This window comes from Micromonospora sp. NPDC049836 (genome assembly GCF_044465125.1).
Classification (GTDB): Bacteria; Actinomycetota; Actinomycetes; order Mycobacteriales; family Micromonosporaceae; genus Micromonospora.
This window is the reverse complement of sequence record NZ_JBITLH010000010.1, coordinates 236,632-256,905: the sequence shown is the minus strand read 5'-3', so window position 1 is coordinate 256,905 and position 20,274 is coordinate 236,632. Positions and strand designations below refer to the sequence as shown.

The 20,274-nt window shown below is 74.2% G+C and carries 20 protein-coding genes and 1 tRNA gene; 11 read left to right on the top strand and 10 right to left on the bottom strand.

The genetic code is table 11. From position 1 onward, the window contains the following. Positions 1–238: 238 nt before the first annotated feature. Positions 239–310: transfer RNA gene (locus ACIBPB_RS25650), tRNA-Ser, on the top strand. Between the two features lie 275 nt (positions 311–585). Here the strand turns inward: ACIBPB_RS25650 and ACIBPB_RS25645 are convergent. After that, positions 586–1,020, bottom strand: a complete 435-nt coding sequence (locus tag ACIBPB_RS25645) for a hypothetical protein (RefSeq protein ID WP_396842001.1) — start codon at positions 1,018–1,020, stop codon at positions 586–588. 225 nt (positions 1,021–1,245) lie between these two features. Between ACIBPB_RS25645 and ACIBPB_RS25640 the strand changes: the two genes are divergently transcribed. From ACIBPB_RS25640 to ACIBPB_RS25630, 3 genes are all read left to right on the top strand, one after another. After that, positions 1,246–1,776: a GNAT family N-acetyltransferase gene (locus ACIBPB_RS25640; protein WP_396842016.1), complete on the top strand. Its 531-nt coding sequence runs from the start codon at positions 1,246–1,248 to the stop codon at positions 1,774–1,776. Positions 1,777–1,938: 162 nt separating this feature from the next. After that, a complete protein-coding gene (locus ACIBPB_RS25635) occupies positions 1,939–2,625 on the top strand; it encodes an HAD family hydrolase (protein ID WP_396842000.1) in 687 nt (228 codons plus the stop codon). Between the two features lie 157 nt (positions 2,626–2,782). Next, the gene (locus ACIBPB_RS25630) at positions 2,783–3,349 is read left to right on the top strand and encodes an SUKH-4 family immunity protein (protein WP_396841999.1); all 567 of its coding nucleotides are present in this window, start codon (positions 2,783–2,785) and stop codon (positions 3,347–3,349) included. A 136-nt stretch (positions 3,350–3,485) separates the two neighbouring features. Here ACIBPB_RS25630 and ACIBPB_RS25625 read toward each other — a convergent pair whose 3' ends face one another. Together ACIBPB_RS25625 and ACIBPB_RS25620 are read right to left on the bottom strand one after the other, a co-directional pair. After that, positions 3,486–5,387: a cell wall-binding repeat-containing protein gene (locus ACIBPB_RS25625; protein WP_396841998.1), complete on the bottom strand. Its 1,902-nt coding sequence runs from the start codon at positions 5,385–5,387 to the stop codon at positions 3,486–3,488. Between the two features lie 180 nt (positions 5,388–5,567). Then, the gene (locus ACIBPB_RS25620) at positions 5,568–6,158 is read right to left on the bottom strand and encodes a dienelactone hydrolase family protein (RefSeq protein ID WP_396841997.1); all 591 of its coding nucleotides are present in this window, start codon (positions 6,156–6,158) and stop codon (positions 5,568–5,570) included. A 63-nt stretch (positions 6,159–6,221) separates the two neighbouring features. On the opposite strand from ACIBPB_RS25620, the gene ACIBPB_RS25615 reads away from it, so the two are divergent. Next, positions 6,222–6,824, top strand: a complete 603-nt coding sequence (locus ACIBPB_RS25615) for a helix-turn-helix domain-containing protein (protein WP_396841996.1) — start codon at positions 6,222–6,224, stop codon at positions 6,822–6,824. A 36-nt stretch (positions 6,825–6,860) separates the two neighbouring features. Here ACIBPB_RS25615 and ACIBPB_RS25610 read toward each other — a convergent pair whose 3' ends face one another. Next, positions 6,861–7,760 carry an aminoglycoside phosphotransferase family protein gene (locus ACIBPB_RS25610; protein ID WP_396841995.1) on the bottom strand — a complete coding sequence of 300 codons (900 nt, stop codon included), beginning with the start codon at positions 7,758–7,760 and terminating at the stop codon, positions 6,861–6,863. Between the two features lie 43 nt (positions 7,761–7,803). Then, positions 7,804–8,358 (bottom strand): hypothetical protein, encoded by a 555-nt coding sequence (locus ACIBPB_RS25605; RefSeq protein WP_396841994.1) that lies wholly within the window; start codon positions 8,356–8,358, stop codon positions 7,804–7,806. A gap of 84 nt (positions 8,359–8,442) precedes the next feature. Between ACIBPB_RS25605 and ACIBPB_RS25600 the strand changes: the two genes are divergently transcribed. Together ACIBPB_RS25600 and ACIBPB_RS25595 are read left to right on the top strand one after the other, a co-directional pair. Further along, positions 8,443–9,387 (top strand): L-threonylcarbamoyladenylate synthase, encoded by a 945-nt coding sequence (locus ACIBPB_RS25600; protein ID WP_396842015.1) that lies wholly within the window; start codon positions 8,443–8,445, stop codon positions 9,385–9,387. 141 nt (positions 9,388–9,528) lie between these two features. Beyond that, positions 9,529–9,948 carry a CBS domain-containing protein gene (locus tag ACIBPB_RS25595; RefSeq protein ID WP_396841993.1) on the top strand — a complete coding sequence of 140 codons (420 nt, stop codon included), beginning with the start codon at positions 9,529–9,531 and terminating at the stop codon, positions 9,946–9,948. Positions 9,949–10,010: 62 nt separating this feature from the next. Here the strand turns inward: ACIBPB_RS25595 and ACIBPB_RS25590 are convergent, their stop codons facing one another. Both ACIBPB_RS25590 and ACIBPB_RS25585 read right to left on the bottom strand, forming a co-directional pair. Beyond that, positions 10,011–10,805, bottom strand: a complete 795-nt coding sequence (locus ACIBPB_RS25590) for an MBL fold metallo-hydrolase (protein ID WP_396841992.1) — start codon at positions 10,803–10,805, stop codon at positions 10,011–10,013. Then, the gene (locus tag ACIBPB_RS25585) at positions 10,795–15,342 is read right to left on the bottom strand and encodes an HAD-IC family P-type ATPase (protein WP_396841991.1); all 4,548 of its coding nucleotides are present in this window, start codon (positions 15,340–15,342) and stop codon (positions 10,795–10,797) included. The genes ACIBPB_RS25590 and ACIBPB_RS25585 overlap by 11 nt, the downstream gene beginning before the upstream one ends. A 283-nt stretch (positions 15,343–15,625) precedes the next feature. Here ACIBPB_RS25585 and ACIBPB_RS25580 point away from each other — a divergent pair, with 283 nt between their 5' ends. From ACIBPB_RS25580 to ACIBPB_RS25565, 4 genes are all read left to right on the top strand, one after another. Then, entirely contained in the window at positions 15,626–15,886 is a 261-nt protein-coding gene (locus ACIBPB_RS25580; RefSeq protein WP_396841990.1) for a hypothetical protein, read from the top strand. Between the two features lie 55 nt (positions 15,887–15,941). Further along, on the top strand, positions 15,942–17,324 hold the full coding sequence (locus ACIBPB_RS25575; protein WP_396841989.1) for an MFS transporter: 1,383 nt from the start codon (positions 15,942–15,944) through the stop codon (positions 17,322–17,324). A 205-nt stretch (positions 17,325–17,529) separates the two neighbouring features. Next, positions 17,530–17,724, top strand: coding sequence for a hypothetical protein (locus ACIBPB_RS25570; RefSeq protein ID WP_046563429.1), 195 nt, complete (start codon positions 17,530–17,532; stop codon positions 17,722–17,724). A 167-nt stretch (positions 17,725–17,891) separates the two neighbouring features. Then, entirely contained in the window at positions 17,892–18,440 is a 549-nt protein-coding gene (locus ACIBPB_RS25565; RefSeq protein WP_357308117.1) for a YbaK/EbsC family protein, read from the top strand. A gap of 52 nt (positions 18,441–18,492) precedes the next feature. Here ACIBPB_RS25565 and ACIBPB_RS25560 read toward each other — a convergent pair whose 3' ends face one another. The 3 genes from ACIBPB_RS25560 to ACIBPB_RS25550 form a co-directional block, all read right to left on the bottom strand. Next, positions 18,493–19,125, bottom strand: a complete 633-nt coding sequence (locus ACIBPB_RS25560) for a DsbA family protein (protein WP_396841988.1) — start codon at positions 19,123–19,125, stop codon at positions 18,493–18,495. A gap of 20 nt (positions 19,126–19,145) precedes the next feature. Further along, positions 19,146–19,571, bottom strand: coding sequence for a SufE family protein (locus tag ACIBPB_RS25555; RefSeq protein WP_396841987.1), 426 nt, complete (start codon positions 19,569–19,571; stop codon positions 19,146–19,148). A gap of 244 nt (positions 19,572–19,815) precedes the next feature. After that, positions 19,816–20,235 carry a CBS domain-containing protein gene (locus ACIBPB_RS25550; protein WP_396841986.1) on the bottom strand — a complete coding sequence of 140 codons (420 nt, stop codon included), beginning with the start codon at positions 20,233–20,235 and terminating at the stop codon, positions 19,816–19,818. Positions 20,236–20,274: the final 39 nt, after the last annotated feature.

The window sequence follows — 20,274 nt, the reverse complement described above, 5'->3', positions numbered from 1 at the left end:
CGCAGCCACCAAGACCAACGACTGAACATCTACAACCAGCGAGGGGGTCAAAGTTCGGCCGGAACAGAGGGGTCAGGGTTCAACCGGTGTTGACATACGCTCGCGGTTTAGCAGTTTAAGTCCACGCCTCCGGTGCCGAACGTCAGCAGGAAGTCAGCAAACCGAGCGACACCAGCAGACAGCCGCTGGTACAAGACTGCAGGGCCTACCACACCAACGTCACCCGTCGACGCTGATCGGAAAGCAACGAGCGGACCGAGCCGCCTTTGCAAGGCAGGGGTTAGGGGTTCGAGTCCCCTGGGCTCCACCAGCACTTTCACTGGTTGATCTCGCTCCCGAGTACAGCCAAGCGGTCACGCCGTCCCCTCCTCGCCGAGGATCCGATCGATGGCCGAGGCAGCCTGACGAGCCCGCGCCGGCAGAACGTGCCCGCAGGTGTGGGCCGTCAGCGGGTCGTGGAGTGTCCAGCTCCATTACGGCGCGCAGATCCTCGCCCTGGTCGGTCGAGTTGGAAGGTCGGAGACTGCCCGACGAGGAGATCGGCCCCCAGCCTGCGGCCAGTCCCGCAGATCTGCTGCGTTGGCCCTAGCGAGCACCGGGGAGCGTGCCGAGCAGGCTGTCAGCGCCCTTGCGAACCGCCTCGTCCTGGTCCTCGAGCAGTGTCGCAAGCACCGTTCGGAGGCCCTTACGTTGAGGATCAGTCGAGTCAAGCCAGAGGCCGTAGCTGGTGGCGCCGTAAAGGTAATCAGTGATCTCTGTTAGGTGGGTGTTGTCCTTCGCTGAGTCAGCTCGATGCCAGGCCGCGGCGAACGGACGGAGTGCTGCTCTGTCACCACGCTTGATCAAGGCGTCCGCTGTGTCCTGAACGGGAGAGGTGTTGTCGTCATCGAGCAGGAGCTCCAGGAGCGCCTGGTCGACGGTGTCGGATCCGGCGAACTGGCTCAGCTCGGTGCCGGCCCGCGCCCGCTCCGAGAAGTCATCTGACTGCGCCAGACCCAACAGTGTCTCGACAGAGTCCATCAAGAATGCGCCCCTCTGAAGTGCTCGTAGGCGGATCGCTCACCGCCGGCTACCAGCCTGATGGCTAGGGCGGGTAGATCTTTCGCCAACGGCAACCTACCCGGCACCCCCAGCTGGCCCGTGCCCCTTGCGTGCCCCATCGGACGGGCGTCGAAGGTCAGCGGCCTGCCCGCTTCCGGTCCAGCCTGGCGAGGTTGGGACGTGCCCGCCTGGAACGATGGGCGGGTGCAGATCACCCGACTCATCACCGCGGAGGATGCGCCGGCCCTGGCCGAATTGCTCCGCGTCAACCGGGAGTTTCTCGCGCCGTGGGAGCCGAGCCGGAGTGCTGACTACTTCACCGCATCCGGCCAGCACGCCGTCATCGAAGCCGATCTCCGGCAGCACGAGCAGGGATCGAAGCTGCCCCACGTGATCCTCGACGACTCCGGTCGCGTGATCGGCCGCATCACGCTCAACGGGATTGTGCGCGGCCCGTTCCAGTCATGCGCCATGGGCTATTGGGTAGGCGCCACCCACAACGGCCGCGGGTTCGCGACGAAGGCGGTGCGCGAGATCGTGCGGGTGGCGTTCGAGGAGTTGGGGCTGCATCGGGTGCAGGCAGAGACCCTGCTGCACAACGTCAGATCGCAACGGGTGCTGGAACGCAACGGGTTCGTGCGGTTCGGCATGGCGCCGGCGTACCTCAACATCGCCGGCCGGTGGCAGGATCACGCCATGTTCCAGGTGCTGAACCCGTCCTGGACGACCGGCTGAACATCACCGTCGGTAACACAGCACGAGTGGCCGGGCGGCTCCACCCCGCCCTGATCGACTCGGCCCGCGAGTGGGGCGCTGGAGTTGCCGGACGGTTCCGGCTCGTGGGTGGTAGGTCGGCGAGCAAGGTGACCGGGGTGACGATCTCAGTAGGATGCTGAGATGTCTCGTCCAGTGATCTTCGACCTCTTCCACACCCTGGTCCAGGGGGCCGACGAGGAGCGTGATCGGGTGGTCGGCGAGATGGCGCTCATGGTCGGTGTGGCTCCGGCCGAGCTGGTCGCCGCGTACCACGCCACCTGGCGGGACCGGCTGGTCCGGTGGGACGTTGAGGAGACCATTCGCCTCCTCGCCGGACGTTTCGGCGGCGCACCGACCGACGAACAGGTGACCCGGGCCGGTGAGCATCGGCGAGCCCTCGCGCGCCGGGTGCTCGGCAGCGTCTCGGCCGCCACCCTGGACGTGCTCGACGCGTTACGCGCCCACGGGCATCCGCTGGCCCTCATCAGCAACGCCACCTCCGACACCGCCGAGGCATGGCCGCGCAGTCCGCTCGCCCAACGGTTCGACGTCGCGGTCTTCTCCTGCGACGTCGGGCTGGCCAAGCCCGACCCGGCGATCTATCACCTTGCCGCGGAGCGTCTGGGTGTCCGGCCGGCGGACTGCGTCTTCGTGGGCGACGGCGCAGACGGTGAGCTGGCCGGGGCGGCCGCGGTCGGTATGACCGTCTTCCGGACCACGGAGCACAACGACACCGACCCGGGCTGGGGCGGGCCGGCGTTCGCCACCCTGGGCGACCTGCCCGCCGTACTTCGGCAGCCGGTCAAGGTCATGGAGCCGGCCGAGTAGCGCGGTCAACACCGCCATTCGTACCGCCGGGCCCGGCGACGGACATCCGCCGGGTCGACGGTGGGTGACCCGGCGAGCAGGTCCGCGACAGTGACCGGCGCTGGACGACAGCAGTCCTGATTTTTCCGGGCAGCGATGTCCGCCACTGCACAGCACGGTGCCTGGCGCCTGCCGGACTACTCTCGTTGGCGTGTCCTCTGCGGATCTTCCGTTGCCTCCCACGTGCGAAGCGGTCACCGCCCGGGCGGGCGCTGGGCGGCTGGTGCGTGCCACCGAGCTGGACGTGGCGACGTGGCGGCTTCCCGAGCCGCAGAAGGCCGCACTGGTCTCCGCTGGCGTACCGCTGGTCGATGATCTGGTGAGTGCGGTGGCTTTCCACGCCGAGCCGACGAGGTACCGGTTGGCGAGCTCCGACGAACTGGACTGGGTGTACGGCGCCGCGCCGGGGACCGGTGAGGTGCGGGCATGGTCGTCGGACGGCAGCTCCTGGTTCGTCAACTCGACGATCAACCACTGGCTGTGCTCGCTGCACCTGGTAGGTAGCTGGCTGACCAGCTCGACCGTCATCGACCGCTGGGACGAGGACTTGCCGGCCGAGGAGGAAGCACTCGCGGAGCTTGCCGCACTGTTGGAGCGGATCAGGGTCCTCGACCCGCCCGCGTTCGGGGACGGCGACCACGCCACCCACTTCTGGCCCGCGGTGCTCGACCGGTGGCTCTACTGACCGCTGCCCCCGATCCACCGGGCAGCAGGCTCGTCGTGGTGCCGCGACCGGCGAGCCGGGTAGCGGGACGAGCCGCTCGAACGGGATGGGCCCGGCGAGATCGCCGGGCCCATCCGTCTGTTCGCCGGTCAACCGGTCAGTCGAGGTACGTCCCGTTGACGGCCGTCGAGCTGCCCATCGGGCCGCTGATCCAGCGACCCAGCTCGCCCGCCTGCGGGTCGCTGACCACGGCCGGGGAGCCGAAGACGACGGCGGTGTCGACCGAGCCGCTGAGCAGGTCGGCGTACCACTTCGCCTTCGGGTGCAGGGTGTCCCGGGTGCCGACGGTCAGCATGAGCGGGCCGTTCAGCGTCGCCATCAGGGCACCGCCGGCCAGCGCGTCCGGCCAGTTCATCCCGGTGGCCAGGCCGACCGTGCCGCCCCGGCCGAAGAAGTGGACGTTGACCGCGTTGGCGGTCTCGAACCGGTCGTCCCCCACCAGGTTGATGGTCAGGTACGGGTCGATGGCGGCGGCCGCCTGCTTGCCGACCGCGATGAGTTCGCTGCCGCCCCGCTGGCGGGCGTCGAGGTAGCTCTTGATCGAGGCGGGCAGCTTGCCGTCGTTGGTCAGCACCACCACCGCCGAGACGTCGGTGCCGGGCCGGTTGCGGGAGCCGGCCGCGGCGCCGGCGGCCAGCGCGTCGGGGAAGTTCATCCCGGTGGCGACGAGCACCTGGTTCGGCGTCGGGTTGATCGCGTTGGCGATGGCGATGGAGGTGCCGAAGCGGTCGGCGCCGGCCAGCCGGACGACCGCGAAGCCGAGCTTCTCGACCTCGCCGCGCACGGTGGCCGAGAGAGCGCCCTCGCTGCCGAGCAGGTAGACGGTCCCACCCGGGGCGAGCACCCGGCGGATCTCGTCGGCGGTCTGCGGTTGCAGCCCGGCCGGCGGGGTCAGCAGCAGCGGGCCCTTCTTCGCCGCGGCGAGCGCGGAGCCGCCGAGCGCGTCGGCGTACGTGTCGGAGCGGGACAGCACGACGGCGCCGGCACGCGGCCGGACGTCGGCGGGGTCGGCGTACGTGCCCCAGTGCGCCTGGGAGGCGGCCACGGCGGTGCCGAACCGGTCCTGCCCGGTGACCCGTACCGTCCGGTCCTGAAGTTGTGGCTGGTAGGCCGGCACACCGCGGAGGCCGTCCAGCACGGTGAAGCGGTCGGGCCAGCTGCCGCTGGCGTCGATCCGGACCACCTCGGTGGTGTCCGATCCGGCGGCGGTCCGGTTCGCCACGAGCGAGAACCCGTCCGGCGAGTACTCGGGGTTGTCGTGGACGCCGCCGTTGTCGGTGAGCCGGGTCAGCGCGCCACTGTAGAGGTAGACCTTCCAGAGGTCGCCGGCCCGGACGAACGCCACCCAGCGCCCGTCCGGAGAGATGGTCGGGTTCTGGGCGTCGGCGACGATCTCCTCGAAGTGGTGGTAGTCGTCGAGCAGGCCGATCGACGGGACCCCACCCGGGTTGCCGGCGCCGTCGCTGGGCTGGCGCTGGACGACGACGCGTCCGGCGTTGTCGCTGTCCGGGGCGAGGTAGTTGGCGTCGTCCCAGGGGCTCAGGGCGTCGGTCTCCACGCCGTTGAGGTTGCGGGTGGACTCGATCCGCCAGGGCCGGCCCAGCGGCTTGGCCGCCCACATGACCTGGTCGGTGCGGCCGATCCACTTCGGATCGCGGCGTTCGGTGTCGGTCTCCGGCCAGACCACCTTGTGCAGGTCGTCCGCGTCGTCGTGGCGCAGGGTGACGATCGCGCCGTCCTGGTCGACGTAGGCGGCCCGGCTGCCGTCGGGTGACCAGGAGGCGTAGCGGAGCTTCGCGCCGGTCGAGTTGGTGAGGGTCCGGCCGTCGGCGAAGCGGATCGTGTCGCTGCCGTTGCTGACCGTCACTCCGAAGGGGTTGGCCGGCACGCCGGTGGTGGCCAGGGCCGGCGCCGGGGCGATGGCGTACGCCACGGCGCCGGCGGCCAGGACCGACGCCAGGGTGGCGGCGAGCGGTCGTCGGGGGTGCTGTCTCGGCAAGGAGGATCTCCTCGGGGAGCGGTGAGTCAGGGGGTGGCCGGGGGACGGGCGAGGGATCGCGTTCGCGGCGCGCGCCGGCAGCAGCACGATACGGGTAGGTGATCAGTTGCCGGAAGGCCTGTCCGGCCGGATCGGCCCGCCGGTCTCCGCGCTGCTTGCCGGGTGGCCGGTTCGGGGCCGCTAGCCGAGCCGGTCGAGGAGGTCCCGCGAGCGGCGCACCACCAGCGCTGCGGCGTCGGCGTCGTACGACGGCAGGGAGCTGTCGGTGAACAGGTGCCGGTCGCCCGGGTAGACGAAGAGCTCGGCCCGGTCCGGTCCGACGATGGTGACGAGTTCGCGGGCGGCGTCGACGTCGCCCTCCAGGCCGAAGAACGGGTCCTGCTCCATGCCGTGGATCTGCACGGGCACCCCGTCCGGCCACGGCCCGAAGGCCCACTCGCCGGTGACCGGGATGCAGGCCTCGTAGAGCAGGGCGCCGCGCGCGCCGGGCCGGGTCTGGGCGAGCCGCTGGGCGATGGCGGCACCCCAGGAGAAGCCGGCGTAGACCAGGGCCCCGGGCAGGTCGGCGACGAACGCGTCGGCCCGCCGGTCGAGTTCCTCGCCGCCGATCCGCTTGGTCAGCGCGGCCCCGTCCTCCAGGGTTGCCGGCCGCTCGCCGTCGAAGAGGTCGGGGGTGTGCACGGTGTGCCCGCCGGCGGCCAGTTGCTCGCCGAAGGCGCGTACGCCGTCGGTGAGTCCCTGGAGGTGGTGGAAGAGGACGACCTCGGACATCTCTAGACTCCTGTCATCGGACGAGAACGATCGAATGATCGAGAATACTAGAACGGTCGAGAAATGTCGGTCAATGAGCAGGTGCCGATCCCGGACTACGACCTCGACGAACTGCTGGTGGTGACCGCCCCCGAGCAGCTCCGGGCCCTCGCCGACCCGCTGCGCGGCACCCTGCTGGAGCTGCTCCTCGAACGGGCGGCCACGGTCAACGAGCTGGCGCGAGCCGTGGACCGGCCCAAGAGCAGCGTCGCGTACCACGTGAACCTGCTGGTCAACGCCGGTTTGCTGCGGGTGGTGCGGACCCGCCGGGTGCGGGCGATCGAGGAGCGGTACTACGGCCGGGTGGCCCGGACCTTCTACGTCGGCGTGCTCAACCGCCCCGAGGACAAGCAGGTGGTGGCCGCCATCAACGGGCTGGCCGAGGCGGCCGCCGAGTCCGCCGCGGCCCACGCCGCCGACGAGCTGCGCTGCACCCTGGTGCACGCGCGCATCCCTCTCGAGGAGGTGCGGACCTTCTGGGCGGAGGTCCAGGCGCTCGCCCGCCGCTTCGCCCAGATCCCCCGCGCCGGCGACCAGGTGTACGGCTTCGTCGCCGGCCTCTACCCCACCGACGCGCCCACCCTCCCCGATATCGAACCGGCCGGCCCCGACGAGCCGCGGCGGTAGCCGGGCCACCCCGCGACCCCGCCGGGGGCCCGCCGATCAGCCGGCGGCGTCGGCGAGGACCTCGCGCAGCGCGTGCGAGGCCTGCCGGACGATGCCCGGGTTGGTGTCCCAGTAGTACGGCAGGGCGAGCACCGCCTGGAGCAGCGCCCAGCCCCGACCACGCAGCCAGCCGGCGTCGTCGACGGCCAGTTCGGCGCGGAACCGGGCCCGGCTGGCGCCGGTGAACACGTTCCACGCCGGTTGCAGGTCGCAGGCCGGGTCGCCGACGTTGAGCCCGCCGAAGTCGATGACCGCCGCGAGCCGGCCGTCGACCACCAGCAGGTTGCCGGGCAGCAGGTCACCGTGCACCCAGACCCCCGGCCCGTCGTACGCCGGCGCGTCCAGCGACTCCTGCCAGGCCCGCAGCACCGCGCCACCGTCCACCCGGTCGCCGAGGCGGCGCACCGCGTCGCGTACCCCCTCATCCAACTCGACGAGGTCGGCGCCCCGGCTGCCCCGGCCGCGCGGGTACGCGCCCGACGGGTCCACCCGGCGCAGCGCCGCGATGAACCCGGCCAGGTCCACCGCCGCCCGGTCCAGGTCGTGCAGCGTGCCGTTGGCGTTCTCCCCGGGCAGCCACTCGTACACCGACCAGTCGAAGGGGTAACCCTCGGCCGGCCGACCCATCGCCAGCGGTACCGGCACCGCGAGCGGCAGGTGCGGGGCCAGCCGGGGCAGCCACTCGGCCTCCCGGGCGGCCTGATTCGTGGCCCAGCCGATCCGGGGCAGCCGCACCGCCAGGTCCGCGCCGAGCCGGTAGATGTCGTGGTCGGTGCCGTACGAGGGAACCAGCCGCAGCGGCCGGGCGGCCCAGTGCGGGAACTGGCCGGCGAGCAGCCGGCGGACGAGCTCGACGTCGGTCTGCACCTCGTCGGCGTGCATCTTGATCCGGGTCACACCGGGCATCCTCCGGCGCTGGCGCGCCGGCGGGCAACCGGGTTCAGCCCGTGCTACGGCGGCGCCAGGTCAACGTCATGACCAGGATCACCAGGCCGGCCGGCAGGGCCGCCACCAGCAGCCCCCGCGACCGCGCCAGCCGGAGCCGGAGGAGCAGTCGCCGGTCCGGCTCCCGGGTCACCGCGTACTGCTGGCCGGGCAGACCGGGGTCGAGCCGGCAGGTGAGCCGGTAGCTGCCGGGAGCCGCGGCGGTGAAGCTCGACGCCCAGGCCCAGAGGGTGTCGTCGGTGGCCCGCTCGACCCAGTCGACCCGGTGGCCCGGCTCGCGCACCGGCACCGGCCGCCCGTCCGGGCCGGTCACCCGGCATCGGTCGCGGTCCGGCCCCCGGGTCGGCCGGGTGGCCCAGACGGCGTACCGGCCGGGGGCCAGCTCGACGTTGATCTGGTCGTACCAGGGGCCGGGGACCCGCAGCGGCAGGGGCACCGGCTCGGCCCGCGGCGACACCGCCCGCTGGACGGCGGGCACGCTCGCCAGCAGGCCGAAGCAGCCGACCAGCGCCAGCACCCCGGCCAGCACCAGCGCCACCCGCCTGCCCATGCCGGCAGGGTAGTGCCGGGCCGGTGCCGGCGGGGACCCGCGGCAGGCTAGCGTCGGGGCGTGAGCACCGGATCCCCGCGCGTCCTGCCGGCCGACCGCGGCATCGCCGAGGCGGCCGCCGTCCTGCGTGCCGGCGGGCTGGTCGCCTTCCCCACCGAGACGGTCTACGGGCTGGGGGCGAACGCGCTCGACGCGGCGGCGGCGGCCCGGATCTTCGCGGCCAAGGCCCGCCCCAGCTTCGACCCGCTGATCAGCCACCTGGCCGACGCCGCCGACCTGCCCGGCCTCGTCGGCCCGGTGCCACCGGCGGTCGCCGCCCTGGCCGAACGCTTCTGGCCGGGCCCGCTCACCCTGATCGTGGACCGGCCGGCGGTGATCCCGCCGATCGTCACCTCCGGACTGGACACCATGGCGGTACGCGTGCCGGACGAACCCTCCGCCCGGGCGTTGATCGCCGCCGCCGGGGTGCCGGTGGCCGCGCCCAGCGCCAACCGGTTCGGGCAGCTCAGCCCGACCCGCGCCGAGCACGTGGTGGCCGGGCTGGGCGACGCGGTGGACGTGGTGCTCGACGGCGGGCCCACCCGGTGCGGGATCGAGTCGACCATCGTGGACGCCCGGGGCGCTCAGCCCGTCGTGCTCCGGCTCGGCGCGCTGCCGGTGGAGGCGCTGATCGAGGCGGTCGGGCCGGTCGAGGTGCGGCCGGGCAGCTCCGGGCAGCCGGTGGCGCCCGGGACGCTGGCCGCGCACTACGCCCCGCGTACCCCGTTGCGGTTGGGGGCGGCCGACGCCGACGGCGGCCGGCGCGGCCTGCTGGCCTTCCGGGCCCGGCCGGCGGCGGGTGACTGGGCCGCCGTCGAGGTGCTCTCGCCCGAGGGCGACCTGACCGTGGCGGCCGCGCGGCTCTTCGACGCCCTGCACCGGCTCGACGCGGCCGGGGTGACCGAGATCGTGGCCGAGCCGGTGCCCGAGGTCGGGCTGGGCCGGGCGATCAACGACCGGCTGCGCCGGGCCGCCGCCACCTGGCACTGAGCCACCACTCGACCGCGGTACGTCCGCCGCGGCGGGCACCTCGCTCACCCGGGCAGCCGGCCGCCCGTCTCGCCGGCATGGCCGCGGTCGTCGCGGGTAGGAGATACGGCAACAACCCCCCGAAAGCGAGGTAGCACACCAATGCCGACCGCACGCGACATCATGACCAGCGACGTGAGCTGCGTCCGCGAGCAGGACGACCTGCGTACCGCCGCCCGGCGGATGGCCGACCTGGGGGTGGGTTCGCTGCCGATCTGCGGCGCCGACAAACGCCTCAAGGGCATGCTCACCGACCGGGACATCATCGTGAAGGTGCTCGCCGAAGGGCGCGACCCGGGCAGCGTGACCGCCGGGGAACTGGCCCAGGGCGAGGCGGTGACCATCGGCGCCGACGACGACGCGGCCGAGATCCTGCGGACCATGGGCAAGCACAAGGTACGCCGGCTGCCCGTGATCGACGGGCACGACCTCGTCGGCATCGTGGCCGTCGCCGACGTGGCCCGGTCGCTGCCCGACCGTCCGGTGGGTGACCTCATCGAGGCCATCTCCGAGCACGGCTGACCGCCCCGCGACCGATCGCCGTCCCCCTCCGGCCGCGTGCCGGGGCGGGGCGGCGATCGCCGTCAGGCGGGCGGGGTCAACGGGACCGTCTCGCCCCGGTGCACGGTGCGGACCTGGCGGGCGAAGCCGCGCCGGCGGGCCTGCTCGACGAAGTCCCGCAGCGGGGAGCGGAACACCGGGTAGTCGTCGTAGTGGATCGGCACGGTGAGCTGCGGCCGGATCAGCTCCACCAGGTCGGCGCCCTGCTTCGCGTCCATGGTGAGCAGGATGCCGGCGATCCGGGTGCCGCCGAGGTGGATCAGCATGGCGTCGATGTCCGGGAAGCGTTGCGGGATCTGCGCGAGCTGCGGCCGGCGCAGCGTGTCCCCCGTGACGTAGAGGCGGAACCGCCGCTCGCCGGCCTGCTCCAGGTCCACCAGGGTGCCCATCACGTCGGGCATCAGCAGGTCCACCACCCCCGGCCCGTGCTGGCCGGGCAGCGCGGTCAGGCGCAGCGTCTCGGCGCCCCGGTGCAGCTCGTACGACCGCCAGGTGGGCAGCCCGGTCGCGGCCTGGAAGCCCCAGCGGCGCAGCTTCCGTTCCGCCGCGGGCGTGGTGACGATCGGCAGGCCTCGGTCCAGCCCGCGCCGGGCCACCCGGTCGAAGTGGTCCCCGTGCAGGTGGGACAGGACCACGGCGTCCAGCGCCGGCAGCTGCCCGATGGTGAGCGCCGGGTCGGTGGACCGCTTCGACCAGAGCCCCTTGCCGAGGTACGCCCGCTGGCCCCGGTGCAGGAAGTTCGGGTCGGTGAGCAGGGTGAACCCGCCCACCCGGAGCACCGTCGTGGCCGTACCGACGAAGGTCACCTCAGGCGTCATGTCCTTCGCCGTACCCGTCATCCGGTTCGTCATGCGGGCGGACGCCGCGTTGCGGGAGGCGGTCCACCAGGCGGGTCAGCGCGCCGTTGGCGAACGTGGCGCCGAGCGCCGACCCGGCGGCGATGCTCCAGCCCACCGGCCCGAGCGGGGTGCAGCCGAAGAACTGGCTGACCCCCGGGGTCTGCACCACCGCCACCAGGACGCCCACCGACGCGGCCGTGGAGGCCAGCACCATGGGGCTGGTCCCGCCGGCCAGCACGGTCTGACCGAGCTGGGTACCGACCAGCGAGGCGAGCGCGACGGTGCCCGCCCGCCGCCGCCGGCCGGTGTACCGGGCCAGCGTCCAACCGGCGGTCGCGCCCAGCGTGGTGGCCCCGGCCCGGAGCGCGATCTCCCGGGTCATCGTCCCGCCCAGGGAGGTGTCCGGGCCCTCCCGCAGCAGGTGGTCGGTCCGGTCGGAGGCGGGCGGGCGGACCGCGATGGCCAGCGCCGGCACGAGGTCGGTGAGCAGGTTGACCAGGAGCAGTTGCCGGCCGGTCAGCGCGGAACGGCCGGTCGCCGCGGCGGTCAGCACGCTGAACGCGATCTCGCCGAGGTTGCCGCCGACCAGGATGCTCAGCGCGTGGCGGACCGACGACCACATGGCCCGCCCCTCCACCAGCGTGGCGATGATCGTCTCCAGCCGGTCGTCGGTGACCACCAGATCGGCGGCGGCCCGGGCCGCCGGGGTGCCCCGCTGACCGAGCGCGATGCCCACGTCGGCCAGCCGGATCGCCGGGGCGTCGTTGGCCCCGTCACCGGTCATCGCGACGGTCCGGCCGCGCCGTTGGAGCGCCTGGATGATCCGGACCTTGTGCGCCGGGGTGCACCGGGCCACCACGTCGGTGGCCATCAGCCGCTCCGCGAGCGCCTCGTCGTCGAGCCGGTCCAGGTCGGTGGCGGTCACCACCCGCTGTTCGCCGTCGTCCGGGCTGATCGTGGCGGCGATCGCCTCGGCGGTGGCCGGATGATCACCGGTGATCATGATGGTGTGCACGCCGGCCTGCCGGATCCGGTGCACCGCGGGCGCGGCGCTGTCCCGGATCCCGTCGGCGAGGGCCAGGAAGCCGACGAAGACCAGCCCGTCGACCTGCTCGTCGGTGACCGTCTCCGCGCCGGTGCGGCACTCGGCGACGGCCAGGATCCGGTGCCCGGCGCCGGCCCGTTCGGCGAGCATGGCGTGCAGCGCGTCCCGGCCGGCCGCGTCCAGCGGTACGTCACCCCCGGTGGTCCGCCGCGCGGCGCAGCGCGGCAGCACCGACTCCGGCGCGCCCTTGACGCTGAGCAGCAGGCCGTCGGCGTCCCGCCCGACCGTGGCGTGGTAGCCGCGGGACGGCTCGAACGGCAACCCGCCGACCGCGTGCCAGCCCGCCGCCCCGGTCTGCTCCACCACGCCGGCCATGCCGGCGCCCCGGCGTACCGCCCGGTCGGTCTGCTGCGGCAACTCGTCCGGGTCGGCCGCCGCCGGGGTGGCCCGCAGCGCGGCGGCCAGGGTCGGCCGCAGCGCGTCGTCCAGCCGCTCCGGCGGGGCGTACCGGTCCTCGCCGGTGCCCACCCCGGCCAGCAGCAGCTTGCCCTCGGTCAGCGTGCCGGTCTTGTCGAAGCAGAGCACGTCGACCCGGCCCAGCGCCTCGATGGTCCGCGGGTTGCGGACCAGCGCGCCGTGCTCGGCGAGCCGCCGCGCTGCCGCCAACTGGGCGGCGCTGACCAGAAAGGGCAGCCCTTCCGGCACCGACGCGACGGCCAGGTTCGCGGCGGTCGCCGCCGTCTCGGCCAGGGGTACGCCCCGGAGCAGCCCCGCCCCGGCCACCGCGATCGCCGAGCCCGCCGCCAGCGGCACGGCGCTGCTGGTCAGCTTGCCGAGCCGGGCCTCCACCCCGCTGGCCGGCGGGGCCTCGCGGGCCAGGGCGAGGCTGCGTCCCGCCTCGGTCTCCTGGCCGGTCGCCACCACGATCGCGGTGCCGTGACCGGCCGCGACGGTGGTGCCCTCGTAGAGCATGGAGTGCCGGTCGGCGACGGCCGCCGCCACCACCGGCTCGGGGGACTTCGCCACCGGCAGCGACTCGCCGGTCAGCGACGACTCGTCCGTCTCCAGCCCGTCCGAGCGGAGCACCCGGCAGTCGGCGGGGATCGCGTCGCCCGGACCGACCGCCACCACGTCCCCGGCCACCAGGTCCTCGGCCGGCACCACCTGCTCGACCCCGTCACGCAGTACCCGGGCGGTCACCGCCGAGCGGGACAGCAGCTCCGCGAGGGCCCGCTCGGTGTTGTGCTGGTGCACCGCGCCGACCACCGCCGAACCGCCCACCACGCTGCCGACCAGCGCCGCGTCGACCAGCGAACCGAACGCGGCGGAGAGCACCGCCCCGGCGGCCAGCACCGGGGTGAGCGGGTTCGACAGCTCCGCCACGAACGCCCGCAGCAAACCCGTGGACCCGCCGCCGTCCCCGGTCACCGACTGCCGGCGGCGGGCCGCCTCGCCGGCGGTCAACCCGTCCTCGCCGGTGCCGAGCTGCTCCAGCACCGTCCGCACCGGCATCAGGTGCCAGGCGGTCAACGTCGGGGCCAGGGTGCGGGTGCGGTCCGGCAGCCGGTGCGCCCGCCACACGCCGTGCGCGAAGGCGAGCGCGGCGGCCCCGTTGACCGCCACGAGGGCCCGGATGGGCAGCAGCTCGCGGCCGGCGGTGAGCGCCCCCAGCGCGCCCAGCCCGCTGCCGGCCATGGCGAGCCGGATGTTCTGCCGGGTCATCCGGCGGGCGACCCCGGCGGCGTCGATCAGCAGGGCGGGGACCCGCAGGTCGTCGGCGAGCAGGTGCGCCCCCCAGGGCGGCAGCTCGTCCGGGTCGCAGACGCCCACCGCGCAGTCCGCGGCGGCCAGCCCGGTGCGGTCGCCGGAGACCAACATGACCACTGCCCCGTCGCGTTGCAGGCCGCGCACCGAGCCGGCAAGGTCGGCGCCGCCGGGGACCAGCGCGTCGGCGAAGCCGTACCGGTCGTCGTCGCCGCCGGCCACCACGAGCCGCAGGCCGGCCTGGCGGGCCGCGGCGGGCAGCGCGTCCACACCCGGCGCGGGTTCCGGGTCCACCCGGAGCACGGCTGCGAGCGTGGACCCGGTGGCCAGGCCGAGCAGCCGGCCGCCGGCCGCCCGGAGCCGCTGGCTGTCCGGCGTGTCGCCGGGATCGTCGGCGTCGATCCGGTGCAGCGGGGCGAGCCGCCAGCCGTCGGCTTCGCGTACCGCGTCGGGCGCCGCCGGGTCGAACAGGGCGAACGCCTGGGCAGCGACCGCCGTGGTGTCCGCGCCGGGCAGCGGCGCGAGGTCGGCCAGCACCCCCCGGTCCGAGCCGAGTATCCGGCTGTCCAGCACCACCGTGTCGATCCGGTCCAGTTCGCGCAGCACGCTGCGGTCCATGGCGATCGCCCCGCGCCGCGCGAGGATCGAACCGAGCTGGGCGGCGTACCCCTCGCGACCGCTGCCCGGGGCCTTGGGCAGCGCGGCGAGCGCCAGCGCGGCGGCGCGCCGCGCCCCGGCCACCGGCAGCGCCGCCGCGCCGGCCGCCGCCCCCGCGGCGAGGGCCCCGGTGACGTACCGCTCGACGGGCCCGTCGGGGACCGGGCGGGGGCGCGTGCCGTCCGGCACCCGGGCGACCGCCCGCTCCGGGCTGCCGGTCAGCCGTTCCTCGGCCCGCGACCAGGCGGTGTGGTGGGCGCGGGCCTCGCCCCACTGCACGACCCGCTGCGCGCCGTCCAGCACGATGCCGGTCCATCCGCCGGCGAGCCCCTGCACGACCGCCTCGGCCAGCGGGAAGAGCACGTCGGCCCGGGGGTCGGCACGCAGTCCCCGGTTGGCCAGCGCGTGCAGCCGGGGGTGCAGGTCGACGGCGGTGAGGAAACCGGCCACCTCGGCGGGTACGGGCGTGAACGGCAGGATCCGGGTGGCCGCCGCGATGCTGAGGCCGAGCGCGTCCGACACCAGCGCGCCCAGCGTGCGGGGGGTACGCGGCCCTTCCTCGGGCGGGTGTGGCGGCGGGATGTCCGGGTCGGGCTCGTGCGGGCACACCTTCTCGGTGCGGGCCACCGTGGCGATCAGATCCCGCAGCTTCGGTTTGGGCTCCTCGACGGCGACGATCACCCGCCCCGACGGCGCGTTCACCCGGGCCCAGGTGACCCCGGGCAGCTTTTCGAGGGCGGCCTCGACCTGCTGGGCGAGCCGGTCCCCGCCGTCCTGGCAGACGCCGTGCACCTCGATGTGGTGCCGGCCGTCGCGGGACCAGACCCGGCGGCGGGTCAGCCCGGCCATCCGGGCGACCTTGGTGGCCGCCGCACCGACGCTCTCCGCCGCCTCGCCGACCGTGCGCGGGGTGGCGCCGGCCGCCGCGCCGGCGACGCCCCGGGCCGCGTCGGGCACGGCGGTGGCGACGGTACGGGCGACCCGTGCCACGGTGTCGGGCAGGGTGGTCGGGGACAGCAGGAAGCCGGCGTACCGGCCCAGCGACGTCATCGAGTCGTACGGCCGAGTCGTCGGCCGCGCACCCCGGTGCTCCTCTCGCCACGCGACGGCTCCACCTCGCGGCGCCGTGTGCGACGCGTCGAGCCGAAGTCGTCGTAGCCGTCCGCCATCTCGCCTCCCGCGCCTCGTTCCGGCGGGTCGGACTTCCCGGCCCGGCGTCCGTTATGCCCCCCGAGCAGGGCAGGTTTCCCCGCTGCCCGGGGCATGGACCGGTGCGCCGGTGGAATCCGGCTGGCACTGGTCAACGGCACGTCACCGCAGCAGGGAGGCGCGGATGAGCACGCTGACGCGGTACCTCAACGGGGTGCCCGAGACGGTGCGCGGCTACGGCCGGCGGGTGCGGATCCCGAAGGTGGGCGAGGTGGCGGTGCCGCCGCCGGACCGGATCGCCTACTACGCGGGCCTGGGCCTGCTGGCCACCCTCCAGATCATCGAGTGGCCGCTCGCCCTCGCGATCACGGCCGGGCACTTCCTCTCCGACCAGCACTTCTCGGTGCTGGTGAAGGGCGTGGGCGAGGCCTTCGAGTCGGCCTGACGAGATCCGGGTCACGGTTGACCTCAACCCGGGTTGAGGGCGGAGGCTCAGGACCATGCCGACCGCCACCGCTGACCCGTCGACCCCGCCCGCCCGGCTGTACTCGCCACGGCTGCGCGCGATGACCGTGGGCAGCGTCGCCCTGGTGTCGCTGCTGGCGTTCGAGGCGCTGGCGGTGGGCACCGCGATGCCGACCGTGGCACGCAGCCTCGACGGGCTGGGCCTGTACGCGCTCGCCTTCGGCGGCCCGTTCGCCTCCGGCGTGATCGCCATGGTGGTCTCCGGTATCTGGTGCGACGCGCGGGGACCCCGGGCGCCGATGTGGCACGGCGTGGCGTGGTTCGTGGCCGGGCTGGCCGTCGCCGGGGCCGCGCCGACGATGGGAGTGCTGGTCGCCGGCCGGGTGGTGCAGGGCTTCGGGTCGGGTCTGCTCTCGGTGGCGCTCTACGTGATCGTCGGGCAGGCGTATCCGGAGGAGTTGCGCCGCCGGGTGTTCGCCGCGTTCGCGGCGGCCTGGGTGGTGCCGTCGCTGGTCGGGCCGGTGCTGGCCGGGCTGATCGTCGAGCACCTGGGCTGGCGGTGGGTCTTCCTGGCGGTGCCGGTGGTCGCCGTGCCGGCGGTGCTGCTGATCCAGCCGGGACTGCGCGCGCTGGGCGGGGCGCCCCGGGGCCGGGCGCCGGACGGGGCGCTGGCCCGGATCGGCTGGGCCTGCGGGGCGGGGGCGAGCGCCGCACTGCTGCACCACGGGGGGCAGCAGCGCGGCGTGCTCGCCGCCGGCCTGGTGGGCGCGGCGCTGGTCGGGCTGCTGCTGTGCGTCCCGCGGCTGCTGCCGGACGGCTTCCTCCGGGCCGCGCGCGGCCTGCCCACGGTGATCGGGCTGCGGGGCTTCGCCTCGGCGGCGTTCGCCGGGGCCGAGGTGGTGATCCCGCTGATGCTGTCCCGGGAGCGCCACTTCTCGCCGACCGCGGCCGGCCTGGTGTTGACCGTGGGGGCGCTCTCCTGGTCGGTGGGCTCGTGGTTGCAGGGCCGGCTCCGCCCGCCGCGCTCGGCCGCCACGCTGCCCCGGGCCGGGCTGGCCTGCGTCGCCCTCGGCACGGCCGGTGTCGCGCTGGCCCTGCTGCCCGGCGTGCCGGTGGCCCCGGCGGTGCTGGCCTGGGCCGTCGCGGGCCTCGGCATGGGCCTGCTGTACCCGTCCCTGTCGGTGCTCACCCTGGCGCTCTCCGCCCCCGAGGAGCAGGGCCGCAACAGCTCGGCCCTGCAACTGGGCGACTCGCTGGCGGCGGCCACCGTGCTGGCGCTGACCGGCGCGGTGCTGGCCACCGGGGCCGCCCCGGGCCCGGCGCACTACGCGGTCACCCTCGCCGTGGCCGCCGGCTGCGCGCTGGTGGGTGCGCTGCTCGCCGGCCGGGTGGTGGTACGCCCGGCACTGGCGGGCTGACCGCGACTGAGTCGGATACGACATCAGCTCGACAGCCTGTCGGAGGCCTCCGGGTCGCTCGGCGCGTCGACCGCCACCCGCGGGGCTCGACCGCCACCGGCGCCCGACCAACCTCCGGAACCGGGCCGACCACCTGGCGAACACGTACGGGGGACGCGACCGGAGATGAAACCTTTGCGGATCCGGTCGGTCCTACCGTGGCCGCATGCTGGTTTTCGTCACCACCGTGATCCTGTACGTGTTCGGTTTCGTCTTCCTCTACGGGGTGATCCGGCTGGGTGTCCGGCACGGCATCGAGGACGTGGAGACGAACCGCGCGCAGCTGCGCCGGGCCGAGGAACTCGCCGCCCACCAGGACCGCACGTTCGCCCGGGAGAACGCCTTCCTCACCGGCAGCTGACCCCGCCCGGACCCACCTCGGGCGAGCGGGAGCGGACCCCGCCGGCCGCGGCGTCGGCACGTTCGATGGGCTCGCCGGCGAGCGGCGGGATCTCGCGACGCGCGGCGGGCCGGTTCGGTGGTACCGGTGGGCGGAGCGGGCCGGCGGATGCGAGGATCGCAGCCGTGATGGGGACGTTGAAGACCGAGCCTGCCCGTACCCGACCGGACCTGCTGGCGCCGCCGGTGGCCGCCGCGATCGAGCGATGGCCGGCGGACGCGCCGGTCGCCGTCGACGACGTGCTGGTCGCCCCGATCGACGCCGACCTGGCCGACACGGCGGCGTTCTGCGCGGCGTACGAGGTGGGGCTCGAGGAGTCGGCCAACTGCGTGGTGGTCGCCGGCAAGCGGGGCGGGGAGATCCGGTACGCGGCCTGCATGGTGCTCGCCACCACCCGGGCCGACGTCAACGGGATGGTCCGCCGGCTGCTGGACGTGCGGAAGGCCAGCTTCGCGCCGATGGCCGAGGCGGTCGAGCTGACCGGGATGGAGTACGGCGGGATCACCCCGATCGGCCTGCCGGCGGAGTGGCCGATCCTGGTCGACTCGCGGGTGGTCGCCACGCCGCACGTGATCATCGGCTCCGGCGTACGACACAGCAAGATCGCGTTGCCCGGGCCGGCGCTCGGCGCGCTGCCCGGGGCAACGGTGGTGGAGGATCTGGCGCGACCGGTCTAGCCCCGCCATCTCCATCGATCTTGTTCCACGTGAAACATCACGGGGGTCGATGTCAGGCTGCGGCCTCCCGCTCCGCGACCTCGCGGAGGGCGGCGAGCAGGGTCTCCGGCTCCTGAGCGCCGGTGACCGCGTACTTCCCGGCGAACACGAAGGTCGGCACGCTGGAGACGCCGAGCTGGTGGGCGGCGGTCAGGTCGGCGGCCACCTCCCGCCGGCCCAGGTTCGACTCCAGGTGCTCCCGGGCCTCGGCCTCGTCCAGGCCGACCTCGGCGGCGAGCGTGACCAGCGCGTCCGTCGAGCCGATGTCGATCCCGTCGGCGAAGTGCGCCCGGTAGAGCCGTTCCACCAGCTCGGCGGAGCGGCCCCGCTCGGCGGCGAACCGGATCAGCCGGTGCGCCTCAAAGGTGTTCGCGGCGATCGCCCGGTCGAAGTGCATGTCGATTCCCGCGCCCCGGGCGACCTGGGTGACGTGGCTGGCCATGCCCTCGGCCTTGTCCCGGCCGCCGAACTTCGCGCCCAGCGCCTCGAGCAGCGGCTTCGGCTCGGTCACCGGCGTCGGGTCGAGCTGGAACGGCCGGAAGGTGACGGTCACCTCGCCGTCGTACGACGCCAGGGCCTGTTCGAGCCGGCGCTTGCCGATCCAGCACCAGGGGCAGACGACGTCGGCGTAGATCTCGATCTCCATGACCAGCGACAACCCGTCGATCAGGAGATCTGTTCCCGGACCTGGCGCTTGAGGCGGGCCAGGATCGCGGTGCCGCCGCGGACCCGCAACGGGCTGATCGCCTGGGCGAGCCCCATCCGCTGGTAGAGGTCGTCCGGCACGGCGAGCACCTGCTCGGCGCTCGCCCCGGCCAGGCCCTCGGCGAGGATGCCGGCGAAGGCCCGGGTGGTGGGTGCCTCCGGCGGGCAGTCGAAGATCGTGGTCACCGTCCTGTCCGGGTTGACCTCGGCCCGCAGGAAGAACGCGGTCTGGCACTCCGGGACCTGCTCCAGCTCGGCCCGGTCGACTCCCTCGGGCAGGGGCGGGATCACGTCGGAGAACTCCAGCAGCATCTCCAGCACCACGTCGCGGGGCGCGGCGGCGAACTCGTCGACGATCTCGGCCAGCTTGCTCGGCATCTCGGACATTCCTTGAGGCTATCCGGCCGGCTCCGGACCGCGTCTCGCCGCCGCCTCCGCCCCCCGCGCCTCACCGGGCCAGCGGGCCGCCGGGCCGCCGGGCCGCCACCGCCGGGCCGCCGCCACCGGGCCACCGGGCCGCCACCGGGCCACCGGGCCGCCACCGGGCCACCGGGCCGCCGCCGGGCCGCCGCCGGGCCGGTGGCACGGCGGGGCCGTCCACCACCGGATGTGGGGCCGAGGACCCCGCCGTTCACATGTTCGGCGCGGCCTCGCTGATGTCGCTGAGCGCCGAGTCGGGGTCGAGCTGCATGGCCAGATCGCCCAGCGACACGACGCCGACCAGCTTCCGCTCGGTGTCGCAGACCAGCACCCGCCGGATGTTGCGCTCGCGCATCAGCGCGGCCGCCTCGTTCGCGGTGCAGTGCTGCTCGATCATCACCACCTCGCGGGTGACGATCGAACCGATCGTGGTGGTGGCCGGGTCGGCCCGCTCGGCCACCGCCCGTACCACGATGTCGCGGTCGGTCAGCATGCCGGCGAGGGTCGCCCCGTCGGTGACCACCACGTCGCCGATGTCCGAGTCCTTCATCACCCTGGCCGCCTCGTCCAGCGGGGTCTCCGCGGGCAGGTAGACCACCTGCTTGGTCATCACGTCACTGACCCGGTACATGAGAGCCTCCGAAACACCTCGGTCGATCCGTCTGCGGTA

What these genes read in the sequence shown, in the direction of transcription:
- ACIBPB_RS25645 (WP_396842001.1), bottom strand. Translation starts at nt 1,020, where the DNA reads ATGGACTCTGTCGAGACACTGTTGGGTCTGGCGCAGTCAGATGACTTC.
- ACIBPB_RS25635 (WP_396842000.1), top strand. Translation starts at nt 1,939, where the DNA reads ATGTCTCGTCCAGTGATCTTCGACCTCTTCCACACCCTGGTCCAGGGG.
- ACIBPB_RS25620 (WP_396841997.1), bottom strand. Translation starts at nt 6,158, where the DNA reads ATGTCCGAGGTCGTCCTCTTCCACCACCTCCAGGGACTCACCGACGGC.
- ACIBPB_RS25615 (WP_396841996.1), top strand. Translation starts at nt 6,222, where the DNA reads ATGTCGGTCAATGAGCAGGTGCCGATCCCGGACTACGACCTCGACGAA.
- ACIBPB_RS25605 (WP_396841994.1), bottom strand. Translation starts at nt 8,358, where the DNA reads ATGGGCAGGCGGGTGGCGCTGGTGCTGGCCGGGGTGCTGGCGCTGGTC.
- ACIBPB_RS25595 (WP_396841993.1), top strand. Translation starts at nt 9,529, where the DNA reads ATGCCGACCGCACGCGACATCATGACCAGCGACGTGAGCTGCGTCCGC.
- ACIBPB_RS25590 (WP_396841992.1), bottom strand. Translation starts at nt 10,805, where the DNA reads ATGACGCCTGAGGTGACCTTCGTCGGTACGGCCACGACGGTGCTCCGG.
- ACIBPB_RS25585 (WP_396841991.1), bottom strand. Translation starts at nt 15,342, where the DNA reads ATGACGTCGCTGGGCCGGTACGCCGGCTTCCTGCTGTCCCCGACCACC.
- ACIBPB_RS25580 (WP_396841990.1), top strand. Translation starts at nt 15,626, where the DNA reads ATGAGCACGCTGACGCGGTACCTCAACGGGGTGCCCGAGACGGTGCGC.
- ACIBPB_RS25575 (WP_396841989.1), top strand. Translation starts at nt 15,942, where the DNA reads ATGCCGACCGCCACCGCTGACCCGTCGACCCCGCCCGCCCGGCTGTAC.
- ACIBPB_RS25570 (WP_046563429.1), top strand. Translation starts at nt 17,530, where the DNA reads ATGCTGGTTTTCGTCACCACCGTGATCCTGTACGTGTTCGGTTTCGTC.
- ACIBPB_RS25565 (WP_357308117.1), top strand. Translation starts at nt 17,892, where the DNA reads ATGGGGACGTTGAAGACCGAGCCTGCCCGTACCCGACCGGACCTGCTG.
- ACIBPB_RS25560 (WP_396841988.1), bottom strand. Translation starts at nt 19,125, where the DNA reads ATGGAGATCGAGATCTACGCCGACGTCGTCTGCCCCTGGTGCTGGATC.
- ACIBPB_RS25555 (WP_396841987.1), bottom strand. Translation starts at nt 19,571, where the DNA reads ATGTCCGAGATGCCGAGCAAGCTGGCCGAGATCGTCGACGAGTTCGCC.
- ACIBPB_RS25550 (WP_396841986.1), bottom strand. Translation starts at nt 20,235, where the DNA reads ATGTACCGGGTCAGTGACGTGATGACCAAGCAGGTGGTCTACCTGCCC.